We start from the raw sequence: 25205 nt of genomic DNA on the forward strand, positions 1-25205 counted from the left end.
CAATTCCTCGGCTTCATTTTCATCTCATTATATCATTTTTTTCTTATAGAGACTTTCTAAGATTGAAAAGAAGGACATTTTCTTGTACAATAGAAAGAACTTACTTTTTAACATGATAGATAGGAGAACCCATGAAAAAGATATTTTTTAGCATCTTATCTTTGATTCTGCTGACTTTTGGCGCCAGCCAGATTGTTCAGGCGGATGAATACCTTCGAATTGGAATGGAGGCTGCCTATGCCCCCTTTAACTGGACCCAAGACGATGATTCAAACGGCGCTGTCAAAATAGATGGCACCAACCAATATGCCAATGGCTACGATGTTCAAGTGGCAAAAAAAATCGCAAAAGAACTTGGGAAAAAGCCCCTCATTGTTAAAACATCTTGGAATGGATTAATTCCCGCTTTGACCTCCGGAAAGATCGATATGATTATTGCAGGTATGAGCCCAACTGAAGAGAGAAAGAAAGAAATTGCCTTCTCTAACAGTTACTATACCAGCGAACCAGTTGTTCTTGTCCAAAAAAATGGAGCGTATGCCCAAGCCAAAACACTGGATGATTTTAAGGGAGCTAAAATCACCTCCCAACAAGGAGTTTACCTCTACAATCTGATTTCGCAACTCAAGGGAGCTAAACAAGAAACTGCAATGGGGGATTTTGCTCAAATGCGCCAAGCCCTCGAATCTGGAGTGATAGATGGCTACATCTCTGAACGTCCAGAAGCTTTGACAGCAGAAGCAGCCAATTCATCCTTTAAGATGATTCAATTCAAAAAAGGCTTCGAGGTTGGAAAAGAAGATGCTTCCATCGCAATTGGGATGCAAAAAGATGATCAACGAATGGCAAAAGTCAATGAAGCGATCTCTAAAATTAGCTCTCAAGACCAAGTGAAGTTAATGGATGAGATGATCAAGAAACAGCCTGTAGAAAAAACACCTGCCAAAGAAAAACAAAACTTTTTAAAAGAAGTCACAAAGATTTGGCAAGAAAATTGGCCTCAATTTCTTAGAGGCGCGGGCTTAACTTTACTCATCTCTATCACAGGAACCATCACAGGTTTATTGATTGGACTTCTCATTGGAGTTTTCCGTACTGCTCCAACATCAAAAAATAAAGCTCTTGCTATTTTACAAAAACTATTTGGCTGGTTCCTAAATGTCTACATTGAAATCTTCCGCGGTACACCGATGATTGTTCAATCCATGGTCATCTACTACGGTTCTGCCCAAGCATTTGGTATTTCAATCGACAGAACAATTGCTGCTATTTTTATCGTTTCCATTAACACCGGTGCGTATATGAGTGAGATCGTACGTGGAGGAATTTTCGCTGTTGATAAAGGACAATTTGAAGCTGCTACTGCTCTTGGCATGACCCACGGACAAACCATGAGAAAAATCGTGTTACCACAAGTCATTCGCAACATTCTACCAGCTACAGGGAATGAATTTGTCATCAATATTAAAGATACTTCCGTACTGAATGTTATTTCTGTAGTAGAGCTCTACTTCTCTGGAAATACCATAGCGACTCAAACCTACAAGTATTTCCAAACCTTCACCATCATCGCCGTTATCTACTTTGTTCTGACATTTACAGTAACCCGAATCCTTCGTTATGTTGAGCATCGTTTTGATACTGATAGCTACACCACCGGAGCCAATCAAATGCAGACGGGAGAATTGAAACCATGACAGAAACAATTTTAGAAATCAAACACTTGAAAAAGTCCTACGGTGAAAATCAAGTCCTAAAAGATATTTCACTCACCGTTCGCAAGGGAGAAGTTATTTCCATTATCGGAAGCTCTGGAAGTGGGAAATCAACCTTCCTTCGCTCTATTAATTTACTTGAAATACCTAGCGCTGGAGAAATCATTTACAAAGGTCAAAATGTCCTTGAACCAAATTATGATTTAACGCACTATCGTGAAAAACTAGGAATGGTTTTCCAATCTTTCAATCTATTTGAAAATCTAAATGTCTTAGAAAATACAATCGTTGCCCAAACAACTGTCCTCAAACGCGAACGATCTGAAGCAGAGAAGATTGCTAAAGAAAATCTCGAAAAAGTAGGCATGGGCGAACAATACTGGAAAGCCAAGCCTAAACAATTGTCAGGTGGTCAAAAGCAGCGTGTCGCTATCGCTCGCGCCCTATCCATGAATCCAGATGCTATTCTCTTTGATGAGCCGACCTCTGCCTTGGACCCTGAAATGGTTGGCGAAGTCTTAAAGATCATGAAAGAATTGGCTCAAGAAGGCCTAACCATGATCGTCGTTACCCATGAAATGGAATTTGCTCGAGATGTCTCGCATCGAGTCATCTTTATGGACAAGGGAGTCATTGCTGAAGAAGCTAAACCTGAAATTATCTTCACTCAGCCAAAGGAAGAACGTACCAGAGAATTCCTTCAACGCTATCTTAAATAATCTAAAAAAATACCTAATAAGTTCTAACTTAACGACCAACTAAAAAACACAGAATGGTAGATATTCATTCTGTGTTTTTATTCATTTTTAAATCAAACTATTTAACTTTCAAATAACTTGCATTTTGAATGTCTAGTTTAAAGACAAAGCCATTCATTTTTAGACTTATTGGATAATTTCTCCAAACTTTTATCTACAAACGAACACGTAACCTTAAAAACAGTTGAAGAAAAATGTTTGTTATTGTGTAAATAAACAAAGGAGTAGGCTATGCCTACTCCTTATTTATCTTCATACTTATCGTGGTTTTTATCATAAAAGTCAATCAAACTAAGAGCTGTTTCAAATGAGATATTTTTAACTTGAGCACGACCTTGAGCTAGAGCAATAATAGACATTTCGCGGGCTGTTGTCTCTTTACTGATACGGTAACCTGTTAATTTTTTTTCACGAACCCAACCTACGACTGCTTCTACTTTTTCAAAACTTGTTTTTGCCATTTCGTTCTCCTATCTAATTATTATCGATATTTAATTCTAAAGCTTTTTAGTTGATTTGTCAATAAGAACAAGATAGTAAACGGAAATTAAATATTTCAGAATATTCTGATAACTTCTATTTAGCTTTTAAAGCAGATAAAATTTGAGTCCGAATACTCTCAACTCCATCAGGATTTGCTGGCAGGAAGATTGTATTATTTCCCTGTTTATCTGCAAAATTATTCAGTGTATCAAGGTATTGGTTGGTCAACAAAATAGACATAATCTGTTCTTCCGTTAACTCTACATTGGCACCCTTCAACTCTTTAATAGAATCTGCTAAACCATCAACAATAGCCTTCCGTTGCTCGGCTATACCAACCCCGTGCAGACGATCTTTTTCAGCCTCAGCCTCAGCAGCAGTAACGATTTTGATCTTGTCCGCTTCAGCCAATTCTTGAGCAGCGACACGCTTTCTTTGAGCAGCATTGATTTCATTCATAGACTGCTTAACTTCTGCATCTGGTTCAACTTTTGTAATCAATGTTTTAACGATGATGTATCCATAAGTAGACATTTCTTCAGCCACTTGTTTTTGAACTTCAAGTGCGATTTCATCTTTCTTTTCAAAGAGCTCATCGAGGGTCAATTTAGGAACAGAAGAACGCAAGGCATCTTCAATATATGACTTAATTTGTGACTCAGGACGCATCAGCTTGTAATAGGCATCTGTAACGTTATTTTCATTTACTCGATACTGTGTCGCAACATTCATCGTAACAAATACATTATCTTGCGTTTTTGTTTCAACGACGATATCACTTTGTAACAAACGTAATTGAACACGCGCTGCAATTTTATCAATTCCAAAAGGAATACGGAAGTTCATACCACTTGAACTTGTCTTTTGGTAGCGACCAAACCGTTCAATAATGGCAACGGATTGTTGTCTAACAACATAAATGGAACTTATTAGCAATAAAATAGCTAAAAAGATGACAACCAATAGAATAACAATTCCCATAATGTGTTTCTCCTTTTTTGATTCAAAGGGTTTTAAACTGTCTTGAAACGGCTTAAACTCTACCTTTTAAATCATGTTTTTATAGAATGTATTATAGCATAAGGCAAAAATGAGAGCAAAGAAAAATCAACAAAAAAGAAAAATATTTTCAAAGTGATTTGGAAACTCTCTTCCTTTTTATAACTAAAGGAAATGGGCATTTTTTCTTCAACAAAAAATCCTGTCAGCTATTCTCTGAACTTACAGGATTAGAGGATTCAACCTATTTACTTTTAGATATATGCCTATGACAAGGTTCAATATCAAAAGGCTATTCATCTGACACCTTCTTTTTTAACCGAGATCTTATAACCAACCTTTCTCTTGCCCGATTCGGACTGCTTCTGTTCGATTTTCAGCATCTAGCTTGGTCAAAATAGCCGACATATAGTTACGAACCGTTCCATTTGACAGGTAGAGTTTTTCAGCAATTTCTTTATTGGACAGGCCAGTCGCCGCAGCTTGCAGGACTAGCCTCTCCTGCTGAGAGAGAGGATTCCTACTGGTCATTAGCACCTCCATCAATTCCGGCGAATATTCCTTTTGCCCATCTAGAACGGTATGGATGGTCTTCATCAAATCCGCAATGCTGCGCTCTTTGAGCACATAGGCATCTACATCCGCCTTAACAGCTCGCTCAAAGTAGCCCGGTCGCTTGAAGGTTGTGACGATGATGACCTTGATGTTGGGTCGATTAGCCTTGACCCATTCGAGAACATCTAGTCCAGTTTTGTTGGGCATTTCCACATCCAAAACTGCTACATCAAGATTTTCTGACTTGAGACAATCGATAGCTTTCTGCCCATCCTCTGCCTGATAGACTTCTTCAACATCTAGCTGCAACTGCAAGAGCTGAGCTAGAGCATCTCTCAGCATACTTTGATCTTCTGCTAACAAAAGTTTCATGCTTCCTTCCCTCCGTATGGTAATTCTATTCGAACTTGTGTCGGGTTCTTACTGCTAAGAATCTCGACCCTTCCTGACATAGTAACTAATCGCTCTCGAATGCTATGCAACTCCTGACCAGTTAGTTTTTGAAAACCACAACCATCATCTCGAATGTCCAAAACAAGTTTGTCGTCTTTCTTCACTAAAGAAAACCAGCTCTTTTTAGCTTGGGCATGCTTAATGATATTGGTCGCCGCCTCCAGTAAGATCATACTAATCGTTGACTGCTGACTCGGTGGGATACTGGCAACATTGAGTTGATTATCTATTTCTACCTGAATACCGCTCATCTCAAGCATAGCTCGAATGGTCACTAGTTCTTCATCCAGAGTTCGCTCCTTTAGATTATTTATAATCCGTCGAACATCAGCCATAGACTTCTTACTAATCTCTTGCACTTCCTGCAGTTCTTTTGCTGCCTTATCGTAAGCTTCCATCTGCAAAAACTGCTGAGCTAGCTCCGCCTTAACACTGAGCATAGCAAAGGTATGTCCTAGACTATCATGTAAGTCACGACCAATCCGATTGCGCTCATTTTCTGCCATAAAAAGATTCAGCTGGGCATTTTGCTTGACCTTTTCTTCCTTGATTCGCTCTGTAGTTTGAATTCGATAGAGACCAAAAGTCAAACCATCCGAAAAGAGAAAGGTTACAATAAAGAAGAGTAGCTCTGCTGGGCCAAAATTCCCCATCAAATAATTAGTTATCACAATAGCAGGCTGCAAGGCGACAAAGGTCAAAAAACGCCAGGATTTAAAGGAAATATCATCTAATTCATAAATGAGCAGATTGGATAGATAAAAAATGTACCAAGTAAACCCTCCATTTAACCAGACAGAACCATAATAGATGTAAGCCACCAAGAACCACCAAGAAAGAAACTGGATAAGGCGATGGTTACTTAACAAGACTGCATAATAAGCCGTAACAAAAATAGCTGTCCACATCAAGAGGAAAAGCGGGTATTCCCCGCTAATCGCTCCCGCCACTGGAAAGATGATAAAAACCAGCGCAATATGAAACATATAGTGGACTCGTTTAAGTTTTTCCCACATGGTTTTATTTTACCTCAATTCGCTTTTTGAGTTGTAGCACAAGAATGCTAACCAAAACCGTATAAATCAGAACAATCAAAGCTGCCTTGCCATTAAACTGATGGTGTTCTAGATAAGAAGACACGACCTGCATCAGTTGATAACTTGGTGTCAACTTACCAATTGGCTGGAGCCATTTTGGAAACATAGTCAGAGGGAACCATAGACCTCCTAGAACAGCCAGTGCCATATAGACGATATTGCCCACTACAGACATGAGCTGAGCACTTGGCAAGAGACTGACCAATACCCCCATGGCAATAAAGACCACACTTCCTACCAGAAGGATCAAGGCAATAAGAAGCCAGTCCACCATTGGCAGATTAACCCCGCGAACAAAATGCCCAATCGAGAAGACTACGATGATAGAAAGCATAAAAGTCAACAGCGTACTACAGAGCTTTGATATATAATATTTTACCATAGAAATTGGCGAGTGCTGAATCATTTTTTGCCAGTTATTATTTTTATCAGACTGCAAAGTGCTTGGAATGCTAAAGAAGGCACTAGACATGATACTAAAAAGAGTCATAGAGAAGAGGTAACCTCGAAGCACAGGTTCAGGCGTATCACTTCCAGACATCATTCCTGAGAAAATCAGGTAAAAGACGCTGGGCAGACCAATAGACAAGAGATAATAAGCAGCCTGCCGTTTCATCAAAATCAACTCAATCTTCATAAGACTTGCCATATTTTTCATGATTACTCTCCTATTCTTGTGTCGTTTCAAAAATACTATCCAAGAGGGTACGGTTACGTACTTCAATCTCTTCGATTGTACAGCCGTTTTCCTGAAGAACCTGCCAGACCTGTCCAGCATCCCTAGTAGCAAAAGATAAAGCCTTTTGCTTGATTTCTAAATCAGTCACATTATCCAGCTTTTCCAGCACAGACTGATAAGTCAGTGGCAAGGTAAAGTGTTTTTCCTGCTCCTCACTGCGCATAGCATAAGGCGTTGTATCCCGAATCAACTCACCCTTGTGCAACACCAAGATCCTGTCTGCTGTATGCTCAACTTCTTCGATATAGTGAGAGGAGTAGACGATGGTCACTCCCTGCTTCTTGAGCTGATCAATAATTTCCCAGAAATGCTGACGAGTGGAGGTGTCCATAGCTGAAGTCGGTTCGTCCAAGAACAGAATCTTAGGACGGCCAATCAGACTCAGAACAAAAGAGAAGAGACGTTTTTGTCCACCAGATAGCTTGCTGGCCAACTGATTCTTTTGCTTGTCTGTAAATTGCAACAAATCATCAATTTCTTGATTGGATAAACTATTTGGATAAATTGCTTGGAAGAAAGTCAAAAGTTCCTTGACCTTCAAATCCTCCACCACTGTATTTTCTTGTGGTAAAATCGCTACCGACTGCTTGAGATGATTATCAGTTGGTTTGAGTCCCTGAATCCTTGCTTCACCCGCTGTCAGAAACTTATCGCCCAGCAAACAATCCATGAGAGTCGTTTTCCCTGCTCCGTTGGGACCAATCAAGGCCACACAGTCACCTTGGGAGATTTCAAACGAAATATCCTTTAAAATCTCCTTACCGTGAATGCTTTTTGAAAGCTTCTTTACTTCAATCAGTTCCATTTTGCTCCTCCTTTGATTCGATAAAGCGTCTGTGCATCTTTCCTTTATTTTTCCAAAGCCGGAATAAGAATAAAGACCAAATGCTTTTTGAATTTTTACAGCAACCTTTTATCATGTTGTTAACTATATTATAAGGCAAAGAAATTTTTCCTACTAGTTGATTTTGTCACTAGCTGATATGACAAATGTCATGACATAAAAAAAGACCGGAAATTTTCCGATCTCTACTTATTAAATAAATAATAGATTATTCTACACTAAAGAGGTATGGATAAACCGGTTGATTTCCTTGATGGATTTCAACTTCTACATCTTCATATTTTTCCATCAGATCTTGAGCCAGGTTATTGGCCAAGTCTTCATCCCCTTCTTCACCAATGTAGATTGTAACAATTTCACTGTCCTCATCTAGCATCTTTTCAAAGGTTTGAGTCAAGGTCGCAAACATATCTGGATTAGATACAACAATTTTTCCATCAACCATTCCTAGATTGTCATTTTCATGAATCTCAAGTCCATCAATCGTTGTGTCACGGACAGCAGTCGTCACGCTACCACTAACAACATCTGACAGAGAAGCTGTCATGCGATCATGGTTTTCTTCAATTGATTTACTTTCGTCAAAGGCAAGTAAGCTTGTCAAACCTTGTGGAATTGTACGTGTTTCGATGACAGCTGCTGGTTGTTCCAAGACTTCTGCAGCTGACTGGGCAGCCATGAAAATATTCTTATTATTTGGCAAGATAATGATATTGCGAGCATTGACCTGCTCAACGGCCTTGATGAAATCTTCTGTTGACGGATTCATCGTTTGACCACCAGAGATAATGTAGTCAACACCTTGCGCCTTAAAGATTTCTGCTAGTCCATCACCCGCTACGACGGCAATGATGGCATATTCTTTTTCTTGAGCTGGTTTTGCTGCATTTTCTTCTTTTTCAACTTGCGCTTCATGCTGGTTCCGCATATTATCCACTTTCACCTTGACTAGGCTACCATACTTAAGTCCTTCTTGCATAACAAGGCCTGGATCTTCTGTATGGACATGGACTTTTACAATTTCATCATCATTAACGACCAACAAAGAATCCCCAAGCTCGTTTAGGTAGTTGCGGAATTCATCATAGTCAAAGTCTTTTACATAAGTTGGACCTTGCTTCAAAGCAACCATAATTTCTGTACAATAGCCAAACTTAATATCTTCTGTCGCAACATGACCTGCAACAGACTTATGGTGTTCAGCATTGATCATTTCACTCATAGTAGCAGGGGTTGCTTGGAAGTCCTCAGAGGCAATGTACTCACCTGTCAAAGCAGATAAGAAACCTTCATAAATGAAGACCAAGCCTTGACCACCTGAATCAACGACACCAACTTCTTTTAAAACTGGTAACATATCTGGTGTTTTAGCCAAAGCAGTTTTAGCACCTTCAAGCGCTGCCTTCATAACCTCAACAGCATCATCTGATTCTTCTGCTTTTTTCTTGGCTCCGATTGCTGCACCACGAGAAACTGTCAAAATAGTTCCTTCAACTGGCTTCATGACAGCCTTATATGCAACTTCTACACCTGACTGAAAAGCATGCGCCAAATCATGTCCGTCTAATTCCTCTTTTTCTTTCACACTTTGTGAAAAACCACGGAAGAGCTGAGAAGTAATAACCCCAGAGTTACCACGAGCACCCATCAAGAGGCCTTTGGCAAAAATACTAGCTACTTCACCCACTGTAGAAGCTGACTTGCTAGAAACTTCCTTTGCACCATTTTCAATAGTCATTCCCATATTGGTCCCTGTGTCACCGTCTGGAACAGGAAAGACATTTAAAGAATTCACATATTCGGCTTGTTTATTCAGACGAGTTGATGCTGCCTGCACCATTTCTTGAAATAAACTAGTTGTAATATTTGTCACGATTATTCTCCTACGACCTTGATATTTTGAATATAGACATTTACTGTTTGTGCTGTGATGCCTAGTTGATTTTCTAAGCTAAATTTCACGCGCTCTTGAATGTTTTTTGAAACTTCACTAATCTTTGTTCCGTAACTAAGTACTGCAAAAACATCAACTGCAATGCTTCCTTCTTCTGTGGTTCTCACAACAACACCTTTTGCGTAATTCTCTTTACCTAAAAGAGCTTGGAAGTTGTCTTTAATTGCATTCTTGCTAGCCATACCTACTACGCCAAAAATCTCAGTCGCTGCTCCGCCAACAATTGTTGCAATGACGTCATCAGTCAGCTCGATTTGGCCATCTTTTGTATTGATTTTTACAGTCATGACATGTACCTCGATAGTTTTTATAGTTTATTTTACCATATTTTAGACAGGCTGTAAAAGAGAAGGGCGGGAATAACTTAGAAAATCAACAATTAGCATAGCAAAACACATCCAAACTTTTCTCTTTTACAATTCCAAAGAAAAAGAGCCTGATAGGCTCCTTTACCTTATTAATTAAACGCGTTCAACTTTACCTGATTTAAGGGCACGAGCTGAAGCCCAAACTTTTTTAGGTTTACCGTCGATCAAAACAGTAACTTTTTGAAGATTTGGTTTAACAGCGCGTTTTGTTTGGTTCATCGCGTGAGAGCGGTTGTTTCCTGATACAGTCTTACGACCAGTAAAGTAACATACTTTAGCCATTTTCGTGTTTCCTCCTATTAGATCTAATATTACGGATGTGCTAGCACCACATACCTTCCTATATTACCAAAAAACTTGACGTTTGACAAGTACATTTCTCCAAACTTTCGAAATTAATCCGTTTTCTTAAATATATATAATCTTTAAAGAACCAAAAGCAACGTCACCTCTAACATACAAAGTCTTTTCTTTCTCGTTGACATTGCGAGGATTAGTAACAGAACCAAAGGCATTATCTACTTCAATTTCTACTCGCCACTTACTTGGAACATACAGAGTCACGTTACCAAAAGATAAGTCTACCTCGAAGGTTGCAGACTCTCCCAAAATAGTCGCATTATCAAAATATACAGAAGCACTGCCAAAAGAACAATCTATTTTTTCATATGTGAAATTCTCTGAATGAATATAGCGTGTCCCAGTTCCAAATGCTATTTCGCCTTCTTTAGTAGACAAGGCTTTTTCCTTCCAAAAACGACTAGATGGCCAAATCGTCTTAGGTTTTAGAATCAAGCTTAAACCAATACAAGCTAAAACACTAGCAGCAAACAAGGTACCACTCGAAATTTGCAAGAAGTGGTAGTGACTATTTGCGATAACTAAAGCAATGTAACCAAATATAAAACCAGCAGCCATATTTCGCTTCAAAAAGTTCTCAATTGAAAAATAAGCAAAGCCGGCAATCACTGCAAGAGTCCAAATATTAATATTCAAATAAGGAAATCCAAACTGCCCTTGGAATAAAACCAATGCTGCTAGTCCAAGGAAGAGAATTCCAATCAATGTTTTTTTCATGAAAATTACCTCGTTTCGTTTAACTTTTCTTTTAAAATTTGATAATAGTGTCGGGAAACGTGCACTTGTTTATGTGTATCATAAAATTGAATAGTACTGGTTCCCGAAAATGATTTATCCAAAGCGTAAATAGCCTTGGTATTGGCAATAGTAGACTTTGAAATGCGACAGAAATATACCGGAAGTCTCTCTTCTAATTCGTATAGCTTCAATTTGACTTCATAAGCATCATCCCTGCTATGAGCATAAATTTTGGTAGCATCCGTTTCAAAAAATAAAATATTCTTCAAATCGACAAAATATTCACTTGTATCCTTATAGAAAGCTATCGGTTGACGGTTGGCTTGTTCAAGAGCTGCTTGAATCCGAGCCACCTCTTCACCATATTGAGCCGTTCGGATAACGACTTCAGTTTCTGCCATATCTGTATCAAGCTCAATCCTAATCTTCATAGCCACTCCTTTCCTTGCTTCTGACTTCATTATAACAATTTTCAAAAAAGAAACAAGGCATTTTCAGTAAGTGGTTATTTTTGATAACTAAGTGGTTGCTTACCCTTCTCAAAAGATGTTAAGCAAATTTGATTTCTCATCCTAGACTCTCCAATAGATTCGTTTAGTATAAAAGCACGACTTACACATATTGAATATCTGTCTTATTTTATGATCAAACGAATTTGAAAACTTTTTTCCTTCTGATATAATAGTACTTCAGGAGGTACTATATGTCTAAACAAAAAATTAATCGCTTTGTCGGATCTATTGGAGCTTTTATTGGGATTCTTGTCTTTATTGCATATATTCCACAAATTATCGCTAACTTGCAAGGAGAAAAAGCTCAACCATTCCAACCACTATTCGCAGCAGTTTCTTGTTTAATTTGGGTAATCTATGGTTGGACCAAAGAACCTAAAAAAGACTGGATCCTTATCATTCCCAATGCGGCGGGAGTGATATTAGGCGGTCTAACTTTTCTTACTTCTTTATAAAAATTATATAAACAAAACCAGCAACCCATGAAAAAGTTGCTGGTTTTCTTTTGATAGTTTACATTGACAACTATTAAAAAATTAAGGATACTATAGAAATTTCATACTCAATAAATTTTGACGAATTAACCCAGAATATAAAATAAATTTGAAGTTCAAATAAGGCTTTTATTATTTAAAATTCAGTAAACTTCTCAATTTAATTCAGTAAAAATCAATCTGGCTTCATCGCTAGATATATCATGATCAGTATTATCAAAGCTTGTCGAAATAATTTCTCCCTCTTCAAGCTTCACAGCAACATCGAGATTCCCAGGAGCCAACCTTTGTTCCTTAGTCGATCTAGTTAAATCATTATAAATTCTGACTTCCCAACCTAAATTATCAAATTGAGGGTCCATATTCATATTTGTACTTAACTTATATGTACCAGGTTTAATATCACGACCTACTATATATTCACCAATCCCTAACTCATTGCTCGTCTGCACTTTAGTAGGTACCGCATTAAATTTGATTTTTGAAATATTACTAAAATGTAGTATATCTCCGTCAAATAAAATCAATCTAATTTTTGAAGGAAAATCAAAAGAAGATCCTGGGGCTCCTGCTACCCAATTAATGAAAAGCAAGTCGACTTTCTTCCTGTCTCCAGTTATATTACCTGAGCCTCCCGTGATTTCCAAATCATAAATCCCAGCTTTAACATCCCCTTTCTCACCTACAGTAACATCGCCTGTAACGTAAATTTCATCTGTGGATTTTGAATTCTCAGCAACTCTATTCATAATATCTACAACACTATCCTTTTTACTTGATGAGTCTGAATTTCCTTCTTCAGTTTCTGATGTAGATTTTGTTTCTACTTTTGGATTATTTTTAGATGAATCAGAAGTATCTGACGTAATATTTGAACTGCAAGCGACCAACATCGAACTAGCTATCACAAGAATTAACAATAATTTAGTGTTTTTCATATTCACACTACCTCCTATAGAATTAAACTTTTCTTTACTCTATTCTACTACAAATTCACAGCAAATACAATCTGTTATTATATTAACCATATGTGAATTGAAAACTATTATAATTTTTTGTACAAAAAAGTAATATAACATCAAAAAAAGCCCGTCACAACAGGCTTTTCAATGTATCATTTGATGCCGATTGCAGGGATCGAACCTGTGACCTACGCGTTACGAGTGCGTTGCTCTACCAACTGAGCTAAATCGGCGATTACCTCTTTAGTATAGCACTCTGAAAATAGATGTCAAGAAATTTTCATCACCATTAGAAAAAGCCTGTCCTGAGACAAGGCTTTGAGTCTCTTAAACTTACGAACCTGCACTTTCGTAGGCATCTAAGCCCCTGTCCCATAGTTTCAAAGAAATGACAAAGAAGATAAGGGAAATTAGAATCAAACCACCGATATTAAAGAGCACATCCTTGTCCTGCAAGAAATAGCTGGCAGGATAGTAGGCCGTAAAGGCGAAAGGGATGATAAAGCTAATCAACCAACGAAGAAGCGAATTGTAAATGGAAATTGGGTACTTAGCAAAATCATTAAACATATAGAAAATGTAAATCATGGCGCCTGACTGTTTGGTCCAAAAAGCGATACTGGCTGTCGCGATTTTCAAGGAAGTATAAATCAAGGTCGCAAAGGGGATACAGACTAGAAAAAGCAGGAATTTTGGAAGAGTCCAAGCAATGCTTGATACTGTTGTCGCTAGTAAAATTCCACCGACCAATAGTTCGCCCAAGGCATCAATCTGAAAGGTCTCGACTAGGATATGAAAGAGAGGATTGATAGGACGAGTTAGATACTTATCAAATTCCCCTTTTCGGACTAAGCGTTGACCTAGTGCCCAGAGATTGTCAAAAAAGAGATGGTCCAGTCCCTTGGGAATCAAGGAAAAACCATAGATAAAGGCAATTTCTTGAAAAGTCCAGCCTTCTAGCGAGGGGATGTGTTGAAAGATGACATTGAGAAACAAGAGGTTCAAGCCTTGGGTCAGAAAAACTCCTAGCACACCAACCACAAAATCGACCTTGTATTCCATGATTTGCTTGATATATTGTCTGATAAAAATCAGATGCATGCGTTGATATTTTTTCATACTAACCTCCCTGAATGGTAATGAAGGACTGGACTCGTTTCCAAATCAACTGAGACAAGCCCACCATCACTAAGAGCCAGAAGAACTGAAGCAAAAGCGCTTGAAGAATCTGACTGGTATCGTATTTCCCAACAATGATCATGACTGGAGTGTAGATCAAAGATGAGAAAGGCAAGAAGGATAAAATATCTGAAACAACCTTAGGAAAGAATGCCAAGGGAATCAAACTCCCAGACATAAAGGCCACTATGGAAGTCTTGAGTAAATTGGAACCCCATAGATTTTTAAACACAAAAGCTGAAAAACCAAAGCAGATATTAAAGAAAAAGTTGATCAGGTAGGCTAGGGTTAAGCTAAAGAGATAAAGGATGGTTAATCCCAGTACTTCTACACCCCCTTGCCCAGATAAGATTTTCATCAATACAATAACACTTAAAAATGGCAGTCCAACAGAGATAAAAATCAACCACTTGGATCCAAGCTCCGTAAAGAGATAAGATGCCGCAAAATGCACTGGTCGCAACAAGCGCATGATAATGGAACCATCCTTGACCTCATCACCAATCATAAAGGAAGAATCCGACCTAGTCAAAAGATTAGTCACAAAACTCATGATAATGTAGAGGGTGATATCCGCCATACTGAAGCCCTGAATCAAAGACTCTTGCGAGGAATCAAAGACAGCCTTCCAGAGATAGAAAGCTACAAAAGCTCCCATAACATCGCCAATCCGATAAAGAAGAAAGTTGACTCGATAGGTAATCAACTCCTGAACCCCTGCATTGATAAAGGGTTTGTAACGTCTCCACAATTTGACCATCTTAGAGCTCCTTTCGATAGAAGCGACGGATAATATCCTCAATATCCGTATCTAGCATCTTCAAATCACGAATTTCAAAATCAGACAGGGTTTGCTTGATAATATCAGCCGACTGGTAGCGGGAACTATCGAATTCAATATTGAGACTGTTTCCTTGTCTATCAATGGTCATATCCGAAAAATCTTCATAGTGAGAAACGAGGTGACTTTGACCTGGTAGTAGTTCAAAGGAGAGAGTCTTCATCTTGCCAAAGGTTTCCTTGAGCTGGTTAACCGTTCCATCAAAAATCTCCTGCCCCTTGTCAATCATAAAAATCCGATCACAGAGTTGCTCAATGTCGCTCAGGTCATGAGTGGTCAAGAGAATGGTTGTTTCTTCCTCCTGATTAATCTGGGTGATAGCCCGACGAATATTGTCCTTGACCGAAACGTCCAACCCAATGGTTGGTTCATCTAAAAAGAGAACCTTGGGATTATGAAGTAAGGAAGCCGCAATGTCCGCCCGCATCCGTTGTCCAAGTGAAAGAGTCCGCACGGGATCCTTGATAAATTCCTTCAAATCCAAGACTTCATTCAAAAAATCCATGCGCTTATGGAAGAGCGAGTCTGGCACATCGTAAATCTCTTTTAAGACCGTGTAGGTCTCTTGCAGGGCCAAATCCCACCATAGCTGGGTTCTTTGCCCAAAGACAACTCCAATATCCTTGACATAATCTTGACGATTGTCCTGAGGAATCTTGCCGTTAATCCGACAAAAACCAGATGTCGGTTTTAAAATTCCTGTCAGCATTTTGATGGTTGTCGACTTCCCAGCACCATTTGCCCCAATAAAACCTAAAATCTGCCCTTTGGGAACTTCAAAAGTCAAATCTTTGACCGCTTCAAAGGTCTGCTTTTCAGGATGAATAAAGGAGCGTAAAGCTCCCTTCAAACCAGGTTCCTTGACTGTCTTCACAAAATTTTTCTGAAGATGTTCCACTTCTATCATTGCCATATACTTCTCCCTATCGCAAGGAATAGCAACGTTGTATTTTTGACTACAAATATTCTAAATCCTTACTTTCTACACCTTCTCAAGGTTATTATTACTGAAGGCTTTATACCAGCCTATTATAGTCCAATAAAAAACGGAATGCAAGCGTTTGCCTACAAATTGTAAAATTAGAGATTTCTCACTTAAAATAATACTTTTAATCAAAAATTCTGGTTTAATCGTTTCCTTAAAACACCAAAAAAACCTGCCCTCATAGGCAGGTTTCATCTGTATTGTTCAGCTAGATTAAGCTTTACCTTCTGAACCGAATACGTCGATACGTTCTTCAACAGCTGCAGTAATTGCTTCGAAACCTGGTTTCAAGAATTTACGTGGGTCGAAGAGTTTTTTCTTGTCGTATTCTGCTTCGTTCGCATCGTATTCACGTACAAATTGACGTGTTGCGTTTGCAAATGCGATTTGGCACTCAGTGTTTACGTTAACTTTTGCAACACCAAGTTTGATAGCTGCTTGGATTTGGTCGTCAGGAATACCTGAACCACCGTGCAATACGATTGGGAATCCTGGAAGAGCTTCTGTCAATTTCTTCAAGTGGTCAAGGTCAAGACCTTCCCAGTTTGCTGGGTATGGTCCGTGGATGTTACCGATACCAGCCGCCAAGAAGTCAATTCCAGTTTCAACCATTGCTTTAGCATCTTCGATTGGAGCCAATTCACCTTTACCGATGATACCGTCTTCTTCACCACCGATAGTACCAACTTCAGCTTCCACTGAGATACCTTTAGCGTGTGCTTTTTCAACAACTTCCTTAGCCAACTTAAGGTTTTCTTCTACTGGAAGGTGTGAACCGTCAAACATGATAGAAGTATAGCCAACTTCAATACATTCAAGCGCATCTTCGTAGTGACCGTGGTCCAAGTGAATTGCAACTGGTACAGTAATACCCATTGATTCTACAAGGTTTTCAATGAGAGATTTACATACCTTGTATCCACCCATGTACTTAGCAGCACCCATAGAAGTTTGGATCAAAACTGGAGCTTTTTTAGCTTCTGCCGCGCGCAGGATAGCTTGAGTCCATTCAAGGTTGTTTGTATTAAATCCACCAACTGCATAACCATTGTCACGAGCTGCTTGGACAAATTTTTCTGCTGAAACGATTGCCATTATATCAGGCCTCCTCTTATTTTTTGTGGTTAAACCACTTACATTGTTTATTTTATCACTTTTTCATTAAAATTGCTAGTTTTTCCTGAAATTTTAAAGAATTACAGGGAGACTCTTAACCTTTTTAAGCGTATCTATTGCAAAAAGAAAAAGCTGACCGAAGCCAGCTTACTTGATGCGGAGAGAGGGACTTGAACCCTCACGACCTAAAGCGGTCACAGGATCCTTAGTCCTGCGCGTCTGCCAATTCCGCCATCCCCGCGATTGAGTACCTTACTAGTATAACAGGACAGCTAAGGCTTGTCAAGAAAATTTTTGACTTTATTTCAAAAAATCAACTTTCTACTCAATCAACAAGGCTAGGAAATCTAAGCGAAAATGAAGCTAATGCAGGAACACAGAAAACTTAGTGCTGCTGAGTCGCAACAAAGACAGCCACAGTTTGGTCGGGATCGTATTTTTCAAAGTCAATAGTGTAATCTCGATGAAGATCACCTGTTTCTTCTGCCTGCCAAATCCTCTGCCAAGCATGAAGAATCGCTTGCGGATCCTCCTTATCAGCCTCAAATACTTGATAGGTCTGCTCGGATGTATCAAAATCATAGATGTCCCCATCTGTCAAACGACAGATAGAGAGACTGTAGTCTCCTTTGTAATCACTAGCATAGTCATGATAGACGGCATATACCGGTTCCCCTTTGGCAAAAGCTTCTTTCACAGCTCCCTCTTGTTCCTGCCAGAGAGCTTGGATTTTTTCTACACAATGCTCATCTTGAAAATTATTAGTACGAATACTGGCCAAAATTTTCAAAAACATCTTCTTCCCTCCTTTTGCTTTTCATTATAACATTTCTCTAGAAAAGTCGCTTAGGTCAGATAAAGCAAGTCTATCTCTCCTGACTCTTTTCTACCGCTGCAGTGACAAAAGCCGTATAAAGACCTTCAGGTCGGTTCGGTCGGCTGGAGAGCTCTGGGTGGTATTGACAGGCCACGAAGAATTTATTTTCTGGGATTTCCACTATTTCTACCAAGCGATTGTCTGGTGAGACTCCAGAAAATACAAATCCAGCTGCCTCAAACTTCTCGCGAAAAGCATTGTTAAACTCATAGCGATGACGGTGACGGCGCTGTACGACTTCTTGATGGTCGTAAGCTGCTGCAGCCTTAGAGCCACGCTTAAGCTTAGAAGGATAGAGCCCCAACCTCAGCGTTCCACCCAAGTCTTCGACATCAATCTGATCACGCATGAGGTCAATAATTGGAAATGGTGTGTCTGGATTGAGCTCCGCTGAGTTGGCATCTGCCAGACCTAGGACGTGACGGGCGAATTCGACACAGGTCAGCTGCATACCCAAGCAAATCCCTAACATAGGTACATCCTGCTCACGCGCATAGCGGATTGCCTCAATCTTACCCTCGGTTCCCCTCTGGCCAAAGCCGCCCGGAACGATAATCCCATCCGCATTTCCAAGAAGCTCAGCTGCGTTTTCGGCTGTTACCTGATTCGCATCAATCCAGTCAATCTTAACCTCCGCATCATTGGCATAACCTGCATGCTTGAGCGCTTCGACAACTGAAATATAAGCATCTGGTAACTCAACATACTTACCAACCAGAGCAATATGAACCTGCTTTTTCAAGTTCATCACTTTTTCTACCATAGCTGACCACTCCGTCATATCCGCTGCCGGCACATCCAGCTTCAGATGGTCGCAAACGATTTGGTCCATTTTTTGGGCCTGCAAATTGAGAGGAATTTGGTAAAGATGCTCCACATCTAGTGACTCAATGACCGCCTCAGGCGCTACATCACAGAATTGAGCTAGTTTATTTTTGATGTTTTGTCCAACTGGTTGTTCTGTCCGAATAACCAGCATATTTGGCTGAATTCCCAGACCGCGCAATTCTTTTACAGAATGCTGAGTTGGCTTGGTCTTCATTTCGCCGGCTGCCTTGAGATAGGGCAGGAGGGTTGTATGGATATACATGACATTGTCTGCTCCAACATCCGCCTTCATCTGGCGCAAAGCTTCTAAGAAAGGAAGAGACTCGATGTCTCCAACTGTGCCTCCGACCTCTGTGATAATCACATCCGAGTCCGTCGTCCGTGCTGCCCGCTTAATCTTGTCCTTGAGTGCATCTGTAATATGCGGAATGACTTGGACCGTCGCTCCCAGATACTCGCCTTTACGCTCCTTGCGCAGGACTTCGCTATAGATTTTACCAGTAGTGACATTGGAGTATTTATTGAGATTGATGTCGATAAAACGCTCATAATGTCCCAAATCCAGATCCGTCTCAGCTCCATCATCTGTGACAAACACTTCCCCATGCTGGTAAGGGCTCATGGTACCAGGATCAATATTGATATAAGGATCAAACTTCTGAATCGTAACCTTGAGACCCCGATTCTTCAAAAGCCGGCCCAAGCTAGCTGCCACAATCCCTTTCCCGATAGAAGAAACTACACCGCCGGTGACAAAAATGTATTTAGTTGACATACATGCTCCTTTTCATAAAACAATTCGTTCCAGCAACCTCAAGGTTACTGGAATCTTATCTAGGGGAGGATTTCCCATAATCTGTCTGGAAAAGAAAAATAGCTCCCTGAAAACAGGAAGCTCTGACCTCTAAAAGAGGTGCCCGAACAGTATGATATCGCAAACCTGAAAAATTGTCAAATATTTTCAGTCAGTTTTCATCTCTTTTTTATCGACATGAGGACATGTAGTTTAAGTTCTACATAGGGTATAGACTCCGCTAAATAGGACTAGATCGTTCTAATTTTTAAAAATAATTTCGTAGCACTGATTAACGAGATCATTGGGTCACATCCACAGCTACTTCTTGTTCCAGCCAGAGTGCAATGATTGACTTGAAATTATTAGTTCGCGTACTGCTTAGACTTTTCAAAAAGTGAACGTCCCCTCTTGGCTTGATTTATGGATGGCTAACAATCATTTCTAGATCGTGACCTTCTAACTTCCAGCTAGCCACATCGCTCGGTAGGATAAAATGGTCTCCCTTATGAATTGGATAGACTTGACCATCTACTGTTAACTGACCTTGTCCATTTAATACGCTGTTGAGCGTATAGTCAGCTGTTTTAGTGAAATCAGCCTGGCCAGTCAGTTCCCACTTGTAGACAGCAAAGAAATCATTAGCAACCAGTAAAGTTGAAGACAGATTATCCACTTGTAAATTGACTGGGCGGCTATTTGCGGGTTCTCCAATATTTAAAACATCGATAGATTTTTCTAGGTGCAATTCACGGAGATTTCCTGCATCATCCTTGCGGTCAAAGTCGTACACACGGTAAGTTGTATCACTAGACTGTTGAGTTTCTAAAATCAAGATACCTGAACCAATAGCATGCATGGTTCCACTTGGTACATAGAAGAAGTCACCTGCTTTAACCTTTACCTTCGTCAAGAGCTGATCCCAGTTCTTGGATTCGATTTGTTCGCGAAGTTCTTCTTTACTCTTGGCATTGTGGCCATAGATAATCTCTGCACCTTCGTCTGCAGCAATAATATACCAACATTCAGTTTTTCCTAACTCACCCTCGTGTTTCAAGCCGTATGCATCATCTGGATGGACCTGAACACTAAGCCAGTCATTAGCATCCAAAATCTTGGTCAAGAGAGGAAAGACCGGCTCAGAACGGTCCCCGAAAAGTTCCCTGTGTTCAGCATAAAGCGTGTCTAACTTTTGACCAGCAAAACGGCCATTTTTCACAGTGGATACACCATTTGGATGGGCTGAAATCGCCCAATATTCACCGACTTTATCACTAGGAATCTCATAGCCAAACTCGTCTCTCAGCTTGGTTCCACCCCAAATTTTTTCGTGCATGACTGATTGTAGAAATAATGGTTCTGACATGTCTTACCCCCAAAATGTACTTTTCTCTATTATATCAAAAAATAGATAAGCTAAAATAATCTCCCTTCACCTTTCTATATCAAAAATTACAGTAAATTTAGTAATTACTCTTATTTCTAGGACAAATTCAAAAGCACCGCAATTGCAGTGCTTTCTTCTTTACTCTTGCTCTTCTTCAACAAACTGACTGTTGTAAAGATCGGCGTAGAAACCTCCCTGCTCCATGAGCTGGTCATGGTTTCCTTGCTCGATAATATTCCCATCACGCATGACTAGGATCAAATCAGCATTGCGAATAGTAGACAGGCGGTGAGCAATGACAAAGGACGTTCTGCCTTCCATCAGCTTGTCCATCGCTTTTTGAATCAATTCTTCCGTCCGTGTATCGACAGATGAAGTCGCCTCATCTAAGATAAGGAGTGGCGCATCTTTGAGCAGAGCCCTTGCAATAGTCAGGAGCTGCTTTTGACCAACAGAAAGGCTGACTGTGTCATCCAGAACTGTATCATAGCCGTCCGGCAAGGTCATGATAAAGTGGTGGACACCAACCGCTTTTGCAGCTTCAACAACTGCTTGGTCCGTGATATCTTTCTGATTATAGATCAAGTTTTCTTTAATAGTCCCTTCAAAAAGCCATGTATCTTGTAGAACCATAGAGAAAGCATCGTGAACTTCTGAGCGTTGCATATTCTTGATATCTACACCGTCAATCATGATTTGCCCACGTTCAATATCATAGAACTTCATGAGTAGGTTGACAATTGTTGTCTTACCCGCACCAGTAGGGCCAACAATTGCAATTTTTTGTCCAGCCTTTGCTTCTGCTGAGAAATCGTGAATAATAGTCTTATCAGGATTATAACCAAAGAAGATATCTTTAAACTGGACATGTCCTTTTACACTTGTTAATTGTTGAAGTTTATGAGAATCATCTTCCATATCTGCTTCTGCTAGAAACTCAAAGACACGTCCCATAGCTGCACTAGCAGATTGGAGTGTTGTAATTCCCTGGGCGATTTGGGAAAGAGGTTGAGAAAAAATTCGTACATAGACCATGAAAGCTACAATCGTACCCATGCTGATGGAGCCATTAATAGCCATTGTAGCACCCACAATCACGACCATCACATATCCAAAATTGCCAACAAAGTTCATCAGAGGAAACATAATTCCTGAAATAAATTGTGACTTCCACATACTAGTATACAGATTTTGATTGAGGGCATTGAAGGCCAAGCGTGTCTTTTCTGCACCATTGTAACTAGTGATAACATTGTGCCCGGAGTACATTTCTTCCACATAACCATTGATAGCTGCTAGGTTACTTTGCTGTTCTTGGAAATATCTCTGAGATTTCGCCATCAGAACTGCTGAGAAAACGAAACCCAATAAGACCGAACCAATCGTCACAAATGAAAGTACAACATTAGTATAAAACATCATAAAGAGCACAGCAATTAAAAGTAAGACCGAAGAAATCAGAGTCCCCAAGCTCTGTGTCAACGATTGTCCAACTGTATCTACATCATTTGTCACACGTGATAGGGTATCCCCTTGGGAATGACTATCAAAGTAGCTTAATGGCAGGCGGTTGATTTTCTCTGCAATCGCAGTTCTCAAACGTTTTGAAAAGTGCTGAATCATATCCGAAATAGCGTAACCCTGCGCATAATTGATAAGAGAACCCACAACATAAAGGAAAGCCAGGAAGAAACCTATATTTGAGATAGCTCCCAAGTCCATCTCACCTACTAGACCTTCTGTAATTAAGTTTGTGATTTCACGCAACTTATAGGGACCAAACACTGTAATAATACTAGAAATGATAGCACCGGCTACTGCAATGACAAAAGGAAGCTGGAAGCCTTTAATATAGGGCTTCATCTGGGTAAATAAAGATGTTTTTTTATTTTCCATTTTCTAGTTCCTCCTTTGATAATTGAGAATAAGCAATTTCTTGGTACACTTCATTCGTAGCCAACAACTCTTTATGGGTACCTTGTCCAACGACTTTACCATTGTCTAGAACTAGGATTTGATCGGCATCCATAATAGTAGAAATTCGTTGGGCGACAATCAGTTTTGTCATATGTTGGGTCTGTTCTGCCAATTCTTTTCGTAAAATACGATCTGTCTTATAGTCCAAAGCAGAGAAAGAATCATCAAATATCAAAATTTCTGGCTTACGGGCCAATGCACGCGCAATAGCCAGGCGTTGGCGTTGACCGCCAGAGTAGTTCGTGCCTCCTTGGGCTACTTCAGACTCAAGCCCTGCCTCTTTTTCTTCTACAAATAATTTGGCTTGTGCTAGTTCAAGGGCTTCCCACATTTTCTCTTCATCTAGTGGAGTTTCCATGCTTTCTCCAAAGTCCAAATTTGAAGCAATTGTCCCTGAGAAAAGTACAGCTTTCTGCGGAATATATCCTACCTTATTCCGTAGTGCTTTAAGCTCATAGTCACGGACGTCTACGCCGTCGATCAAAATCCTACCTTCTGTCACATCATAGAAACGAGGTATCAAATTGACAAGGGTTGATTTACCTGAACCAGTAGATCCAATAAAGGCAACTGTTTCACCAGCTTTAGCAGTGAAACTAACATGCTCAATTACTGCTTCAGAATTTTTTGCATAACGGAAAGAAACATCTTCAAAAGTTACTTGTCCTTTGCTTTGGCCCTCAGTCTGTGCTTGATCTTTTTCTTTGATACTGCTATCCAGTGCTAACACTTTGTTAATCCGGCCAGCCGAAACAAGGGTACGTGGTAAAACAATAAACAAAGCCCCCATCAGCAAGAAGCCAATTACAACCTGCATACCATAAGACATGAAAACAACCATATCACTGAATAGACCAAGCTTATCAGCAGATGCTGCGCTATGAATCAAATAAGCTCCAATCCAATAAATAGCCAGCGTTAAACCACTTGAAATTCCGCTCATAATCGGATTGAACAAAGACATGAAGCGGTTAATAAAAATATTAAGGCTAGTTACCTCGTCGTTTGCTGCACCAAATTTTGCATCCTGGTAATCTTCTGCATTATAGGCCCGAACAACCCGAATCCCTGTCAAACTCTCACGTGTCACACTATTTAATTTATCTGTCAAGGTTTGTACAATAGATTGCTTTGGAAAAGCCAAAGTCACTAAGACAATCGTCATTAATATAATGGCTGCAACCGCGACTAAAACAGCGATCAACCAAGCATCTGATTTGCCAACAACCTTCGTCATAGCCCAAATAGCCATGATGCTTCCTCGAATAACAACTTGTAATCCCATAGCGATAAACACCTGAATTTGGGTAATATCGTTGGTTGTTCTGGTCAGAAGGCTAGGGATAGAGAATTTTTTAATCTCTGAATCAGAATAATCCAAGACACGATTAAAAATATCCTCACGCAAGCGGGTAGTATAGCTAGAAGCCATCCGAGAGGACACAAAACCAGCTATTACCAAGGAGAACAAGCTGGCAAAGGATAGGCCCAGCATTTTCAAACCTGGTACCCATAGATCTCCTGTCGTTGTCCCCGGTGTCTGTAGTAAAGTTGTAATTTCTGACATATAAGTCGGAACTTCTAACTCTAGATAAACGGTCAGACAGATAAAAACAACTGTCATCAAAATCAGGCCGATTTCTTTTGACGTCAAGCGTTTAAATAATTTAAACATCGGCATCCTCGCTTTCTAATTTCTCAATATTTTGGTGAAATTTCGCCATAACCAGAGTGAAGGTTGCCAATTCTTCTTCTGAAACACCCTGGAGGAGACAGCGATCGATTTCATTAAAAAAATCATGTAACTCTTTCAATTGTTGTTTAGACTGGGCTGTTAAATGAATCATCTTGGCCCTTTTATCTGTCTCGCTTACCTCAAGAAAGATAGATCCATTTTTTTCCATCCGTTTGATTAGATTGCTGGCCACCGACTTAGAAATATCTAACTCATGCTCGATATCCCTAATAAAGGTCGAAAGTCCTCTCTTCGCTCGGTGAGATACGATGTGAAGAACTTGACCTTGTGGACCTCCCATAAATTCCATCCCACAAACCTTGGCGCGTTTCTCAATGATCCGTTGAGTTTTTCTGCCAAAGCGTTTGAATTCTAATAAAGGCTTTTCCAATACATGCTCCTTTCCATTTAGTTCTCTTGAGAACAAATAAGTTTCCGTGAGAACTATTCTACCAC

The 25205-nt window shown here is 39.8% G+C and carries 25 protein-coding genes and 2 tRNA genes; 3 read left to right on the forward strand and 24 right to left on the reverse strand.

Annotated elements, in window-relative coordinates:
- Positions 1 to 131 precede the first annotated feature (131 nt).
- Positions 132 to 1697, forward strand: a complete 1566-nt coding sequence (locus PCY09_RS07040) for an ABC transporter substrate-binding protein/permease (RefSeq protein WP_060553909.1) — start codon at positions 132 to 134, stop codon at positions 1695 to 1697.
- Positions 1694 to 2434: an amino acid ABC transporter ATP-binding protein gene (locus tag PCY09_RS07045; RefSeq protein ID WP_060553908.1), complete on the forward strand. Its 741-nt coding sequence runs from the start codon at positions 1694 to 1696 to the stop codon at positions 2432 to 2434. The genes PCY09_RS07040 and PCY09_RS07045 overlap by 4 nt, the downstream gene beginning before the upstream one ends.
- Before the next feature lie 281 nt (positions 2435 to 2715).
- Here the strand turns inward: PCY09_RS07045 and PCY09_RS07050 are convergent, their stop codons facing one another.
- The 11 genes from PCY09_RS07050 to PCY09_RS07100 form a co-directional block, all read right to left on the reverse strand.
- Entirely contained in the window at positions 2716 to 2934 is a 219-nt protein-coding gene (locus PCY09_RS07050; RefSeq protein ID WP_008809641.1) for a hypothetical protein, read from the reverse strand.
- A 115-nt stretch (positions 2935 to 3049) separates the two neighbouring features.
- Positions 3050 to 3937 carry an SPFH domain-containing protein gene (locus PCY09_RS07055; protein WP_008809642.1) on the reverse strand — a complete coding sequence of 296 codons (888 nt, stop codon included), beginning with the start codon at positions 3935 to 3937 and terminating at the stop codon, positions 3050 to 3052.
- 345 nt (positions 3938 to 4282) lie between these two features.
- Positions 4283 to 4882 carry a DNA-binding response regulator gene (locus PCY09_RS07060; RefSeq protein WP_125397160.1) on the reverse strand — a complete coding sequence of 200 codons (600 nt, stop codon included), beginning with the start codon at positions 4880 to 4882 and terminating at the stop codon, positions 4283 to 4285.
- Complete coding sequence (locus tag PCY09_RS07065) at positions 4879 to 5979, reverse strand: sensor histidine kinase (protein ID WP_060553906.1); 1101 nt, start codon at positions 5977 to 5979, stop codon at positions 4879 to 4881. The genes PCY09_RS07060 and PCY09_RS07065 overlap by 4 nt, the downstream gene beginning before the upstream one ends.
- Before the next feature lie 4 nt (positions 5980 to 5983).
- Positions 5984 to 6718 carry an ABC transporter permease gene (locus PCY09_RS07070; protein ID WP_008809645.1) on the reverse strand — a complete coding sequence of 245 codons (735 nt, stop codon included), beginning with the start codon at positions 6716 to 6718 and terminating at the stop codon, positions 5984 to 5986.
- A 10-nt stretch (positions 6719 to 6728) separates the two neighbouring features.
- A complete protein-coding gene (locus PCY09_RS07075) occupies positions 6729 to 7604 on the reverse strand; it encodes an ABC transporter ATP-binding protein (protein WP_060553905.1) in 876 nt (291 codons plus the stop codon).
- Between the two features lie 247 nt (positions 7605 to 7851).
- Positions 7852 to 9516, reverse strand: coding sequence for a DAK2 domain-containing protein (locus PCY09_RS07080; RefSeq protein ID WP_012130777.1), 1665 nt, complete (start codon positions 9514 to 9516; stop codon positions 7852 to 7854).
- Between the two features lie 2 nt (positions 9517 to 9518).
- Positions 9519 to 9884 (reverse strand): Asp23/Gls24 family envelope stress response protein, encoded by a 366-nt coding sequence (locus PCY09_RS07085; RefSeq protein ID WP_012130778.1) that lies wholly within the window; start codon positions 9882 to 9884, stop codon positions 9519 to 9521.
- A 174-nt stretch (positions 9885 to 10058) separates the two neighbouring features.
- Positions 10059 to 10247: a 50S ribosomal protein L28 gene (gene rpmB / locus PCY09_RS07090; protein ID WP_001140948.1), complete on the reverse strand. Its 189-nt coding sequence runs from the start codon at positions 10245 to 10247 to the stop codon at positions 10059 to 10061.
- Between the two features lie 126 nt (positions 10248 to 10373).
- Entirely contained in the window at positions 10374 to 11042 is a 669-nt protein-coding gene (locus PCY09_RS07095; RefSeq protein WP_045634056.1) for a membrane protein, read from the reverse strand.
- Between the two features lie 5 nt (positions 11043 to 11047).
- A complete protein-coding gene (locus tag PCY09_RS07100) occupies positions 11048 to 11494 on the reverse strand; it encodes a LytTR family DNA-binding domain-containing protein (RefSeq protein WP_060970823.1) in 447 nt (148 codons plus the stop codon).
- A gap of 272 nt (positions 11495 to 11766) precedes the next feature.
- On the opposite strand from PCY09_RS07100, the gene PCY09_RS07105 reads away from it, so the two are divergent.
- Positions 11767 to 12030, forward strand: a complete 264-nt coding sequence (locus PCY09_RS07105; RefSeq protein WP_002902394.1) for a SemiSWEET family transporter — start codon at positions 11767 to 11769, stop codon at positions 12028 to 12030.
- A 194-nt stretch (positions 12031 to 12224) separates the two neighbouring features.
- Here PCY09_RS07105 and PCY09_RS07110 read toward each other — a convergent pair whose 3' ends face one another.
- From PCY09_RS07110 to PCY09_RS07170, 13 genes are all read right to left on the reverse strand, one after another.
- A complete protein-coding gene (locus PCY09_RS07110) occupies positions 12225 to 13007 on the reverse strand; it encodes a hypothetical protein (RefSeq protein WP_227250311.1) in 783 nt (260 codons plus the stop codon).
- A gap of 184 nt (positions 13008 to 13191) precedes the next feature.
- Positions 13192 to 13264: transfer RNA gene (locus tag PCY09_RS07115), tRNA-Thr, on the reverse strand.
- Between the two features lie 100 nt (positions 13265 to 13364).
- Positions 13365 to 14150, reverse strand: a complete 786-nt coding sequence (locus PCY09_RS07120) for an ABC transporter permease (RefSeq protein WP_061593373.1) — start codon at positions 14148 to 14150, stop codon at positions 13365 to 13367.
- A gap of 1 nt (position 14151) precedes the next feature.
- Positions 14152 to 14970, reverse strand: a complete 819-nt coding sequence (locus PCY09_RS07125; protein WP_061586320.1) for an ABC-2 family transporter protein — start codon at positions 14968 to 14970, stop codon at positions 14152 to 14154.
- 1 nt (position 14971) lies between these two features.
- The gene (locus PCY09_RS07130; RefSeq protein ID WP_061586319.1) at positions 14972 to 15964 is read right to left on the reverse strand and encodes an ATP-binding cassette domain-containing protein; all 993 of its coding nucleotides are present in this window, start codon (positions 15962 to 15964) and stop codon (positions 14972 to 14974) included.
- Between the two features lie 285 nt (positions 15965 to 16249).
- The gene (locus tag PCY09_RS07135) at positions 16250 to 17131 is read right to left on the reverse strand and encodes a class II fructose-bisphosphate aldolase (RefSeq protein ID WP_045634061.1); all 882 of its coding nucleotides are present in this window, start codon (positions 17129 to 17131) and stop codon (positions 16250 to 16252) included.
- Between the two features lie 176 nt (positions 17132 to 17307).
- Positions 17308 to 17393 (reverse strand) — tRNA-Leu (locus tag PCY09_RS07140).
- 144 nt (positions 17394 to 17537) lie between these two features.
- Positions 17538 to 17948, reverse strand: coding sequence for a GyrI-like domain-containing protein (locus PCY09_RS07145; protein ID WP_045634062.1), 411 nt, complete (start codon positions 17946 to 17948; stop codon positions 17538 to 17540).
- A 70-nt stretch (positions 17949 to 18018) separates the two neighbouring features.
- Entirely contained in the window at positions 18019 to 19632 is a 1614-nt protein-coding gene (locus PCY09_RS07150; RefSeq protein ID WP_061594157.1) for a CTP synthase, read from the reverse strand.
- Positions 19633 to 20071: 439 nt separating this feature from the next.
- Entirely contained in the window at positions 20072 to 21016 is a 945-nt protein-coding gene (gene manA / locus PCY09_RS07155) for a mannose-6-phosphate isomerase, class I (protein WP_012130786.1), read from the reverse strand.
- Positions 21017 to 21175: 159 nt separating this feature from the next.
- The gene (locus PCY09_RS07160) at positions 21176 to 22933 is read right to left on the reverse strand and encodes an ABC transporter ATP-binding protein (protein ID WP_061594156.1); all 1758 of its coding nucleotides are present in this window, start codon (positions 22931 to 22933) and stop codon (positions 21176 to 21178) included.
- Entirely contained in the window at positions 22923 to 24689 is a 1767-nt protein-coding gene (locus PCY09_RS07165) for an ABC transporter ATP-binding protein (RefSeq protein ID WP_061594155.1), read from the reverse strand. Before PCY09_RS07165 ends, PCY09_RS07160 begins: the two co-directional genes overlap by 11 nt.
- Complete coding sequence (locus PCY09_RS07170; protein WP_061594154.1) at positions 24682 to 25140, reverse strand: MarR family winged helix-turn-helix transcriptional regulator; 459 nt, start codon at positions 25138 to 25140, stop codon at positions 24682 to 24684. Before PCY09_RS07170 ends, PCY09_RS07165 begins: the two co-directional genes overlap by 8 nt.
- Between the last annotated feature and the right edge of the window lie 65 nt (positions 25141 to 25205).

The sequence above is a fragment of the Streptococcus sp. SG2 genome, from assembly GCF_030439925.1.
Lineage (GTDB): Bacteria > Bacillota > Bacilli > Lactobacillales > Streptococcaceae > Streptococcus > Streptococcus gordonii.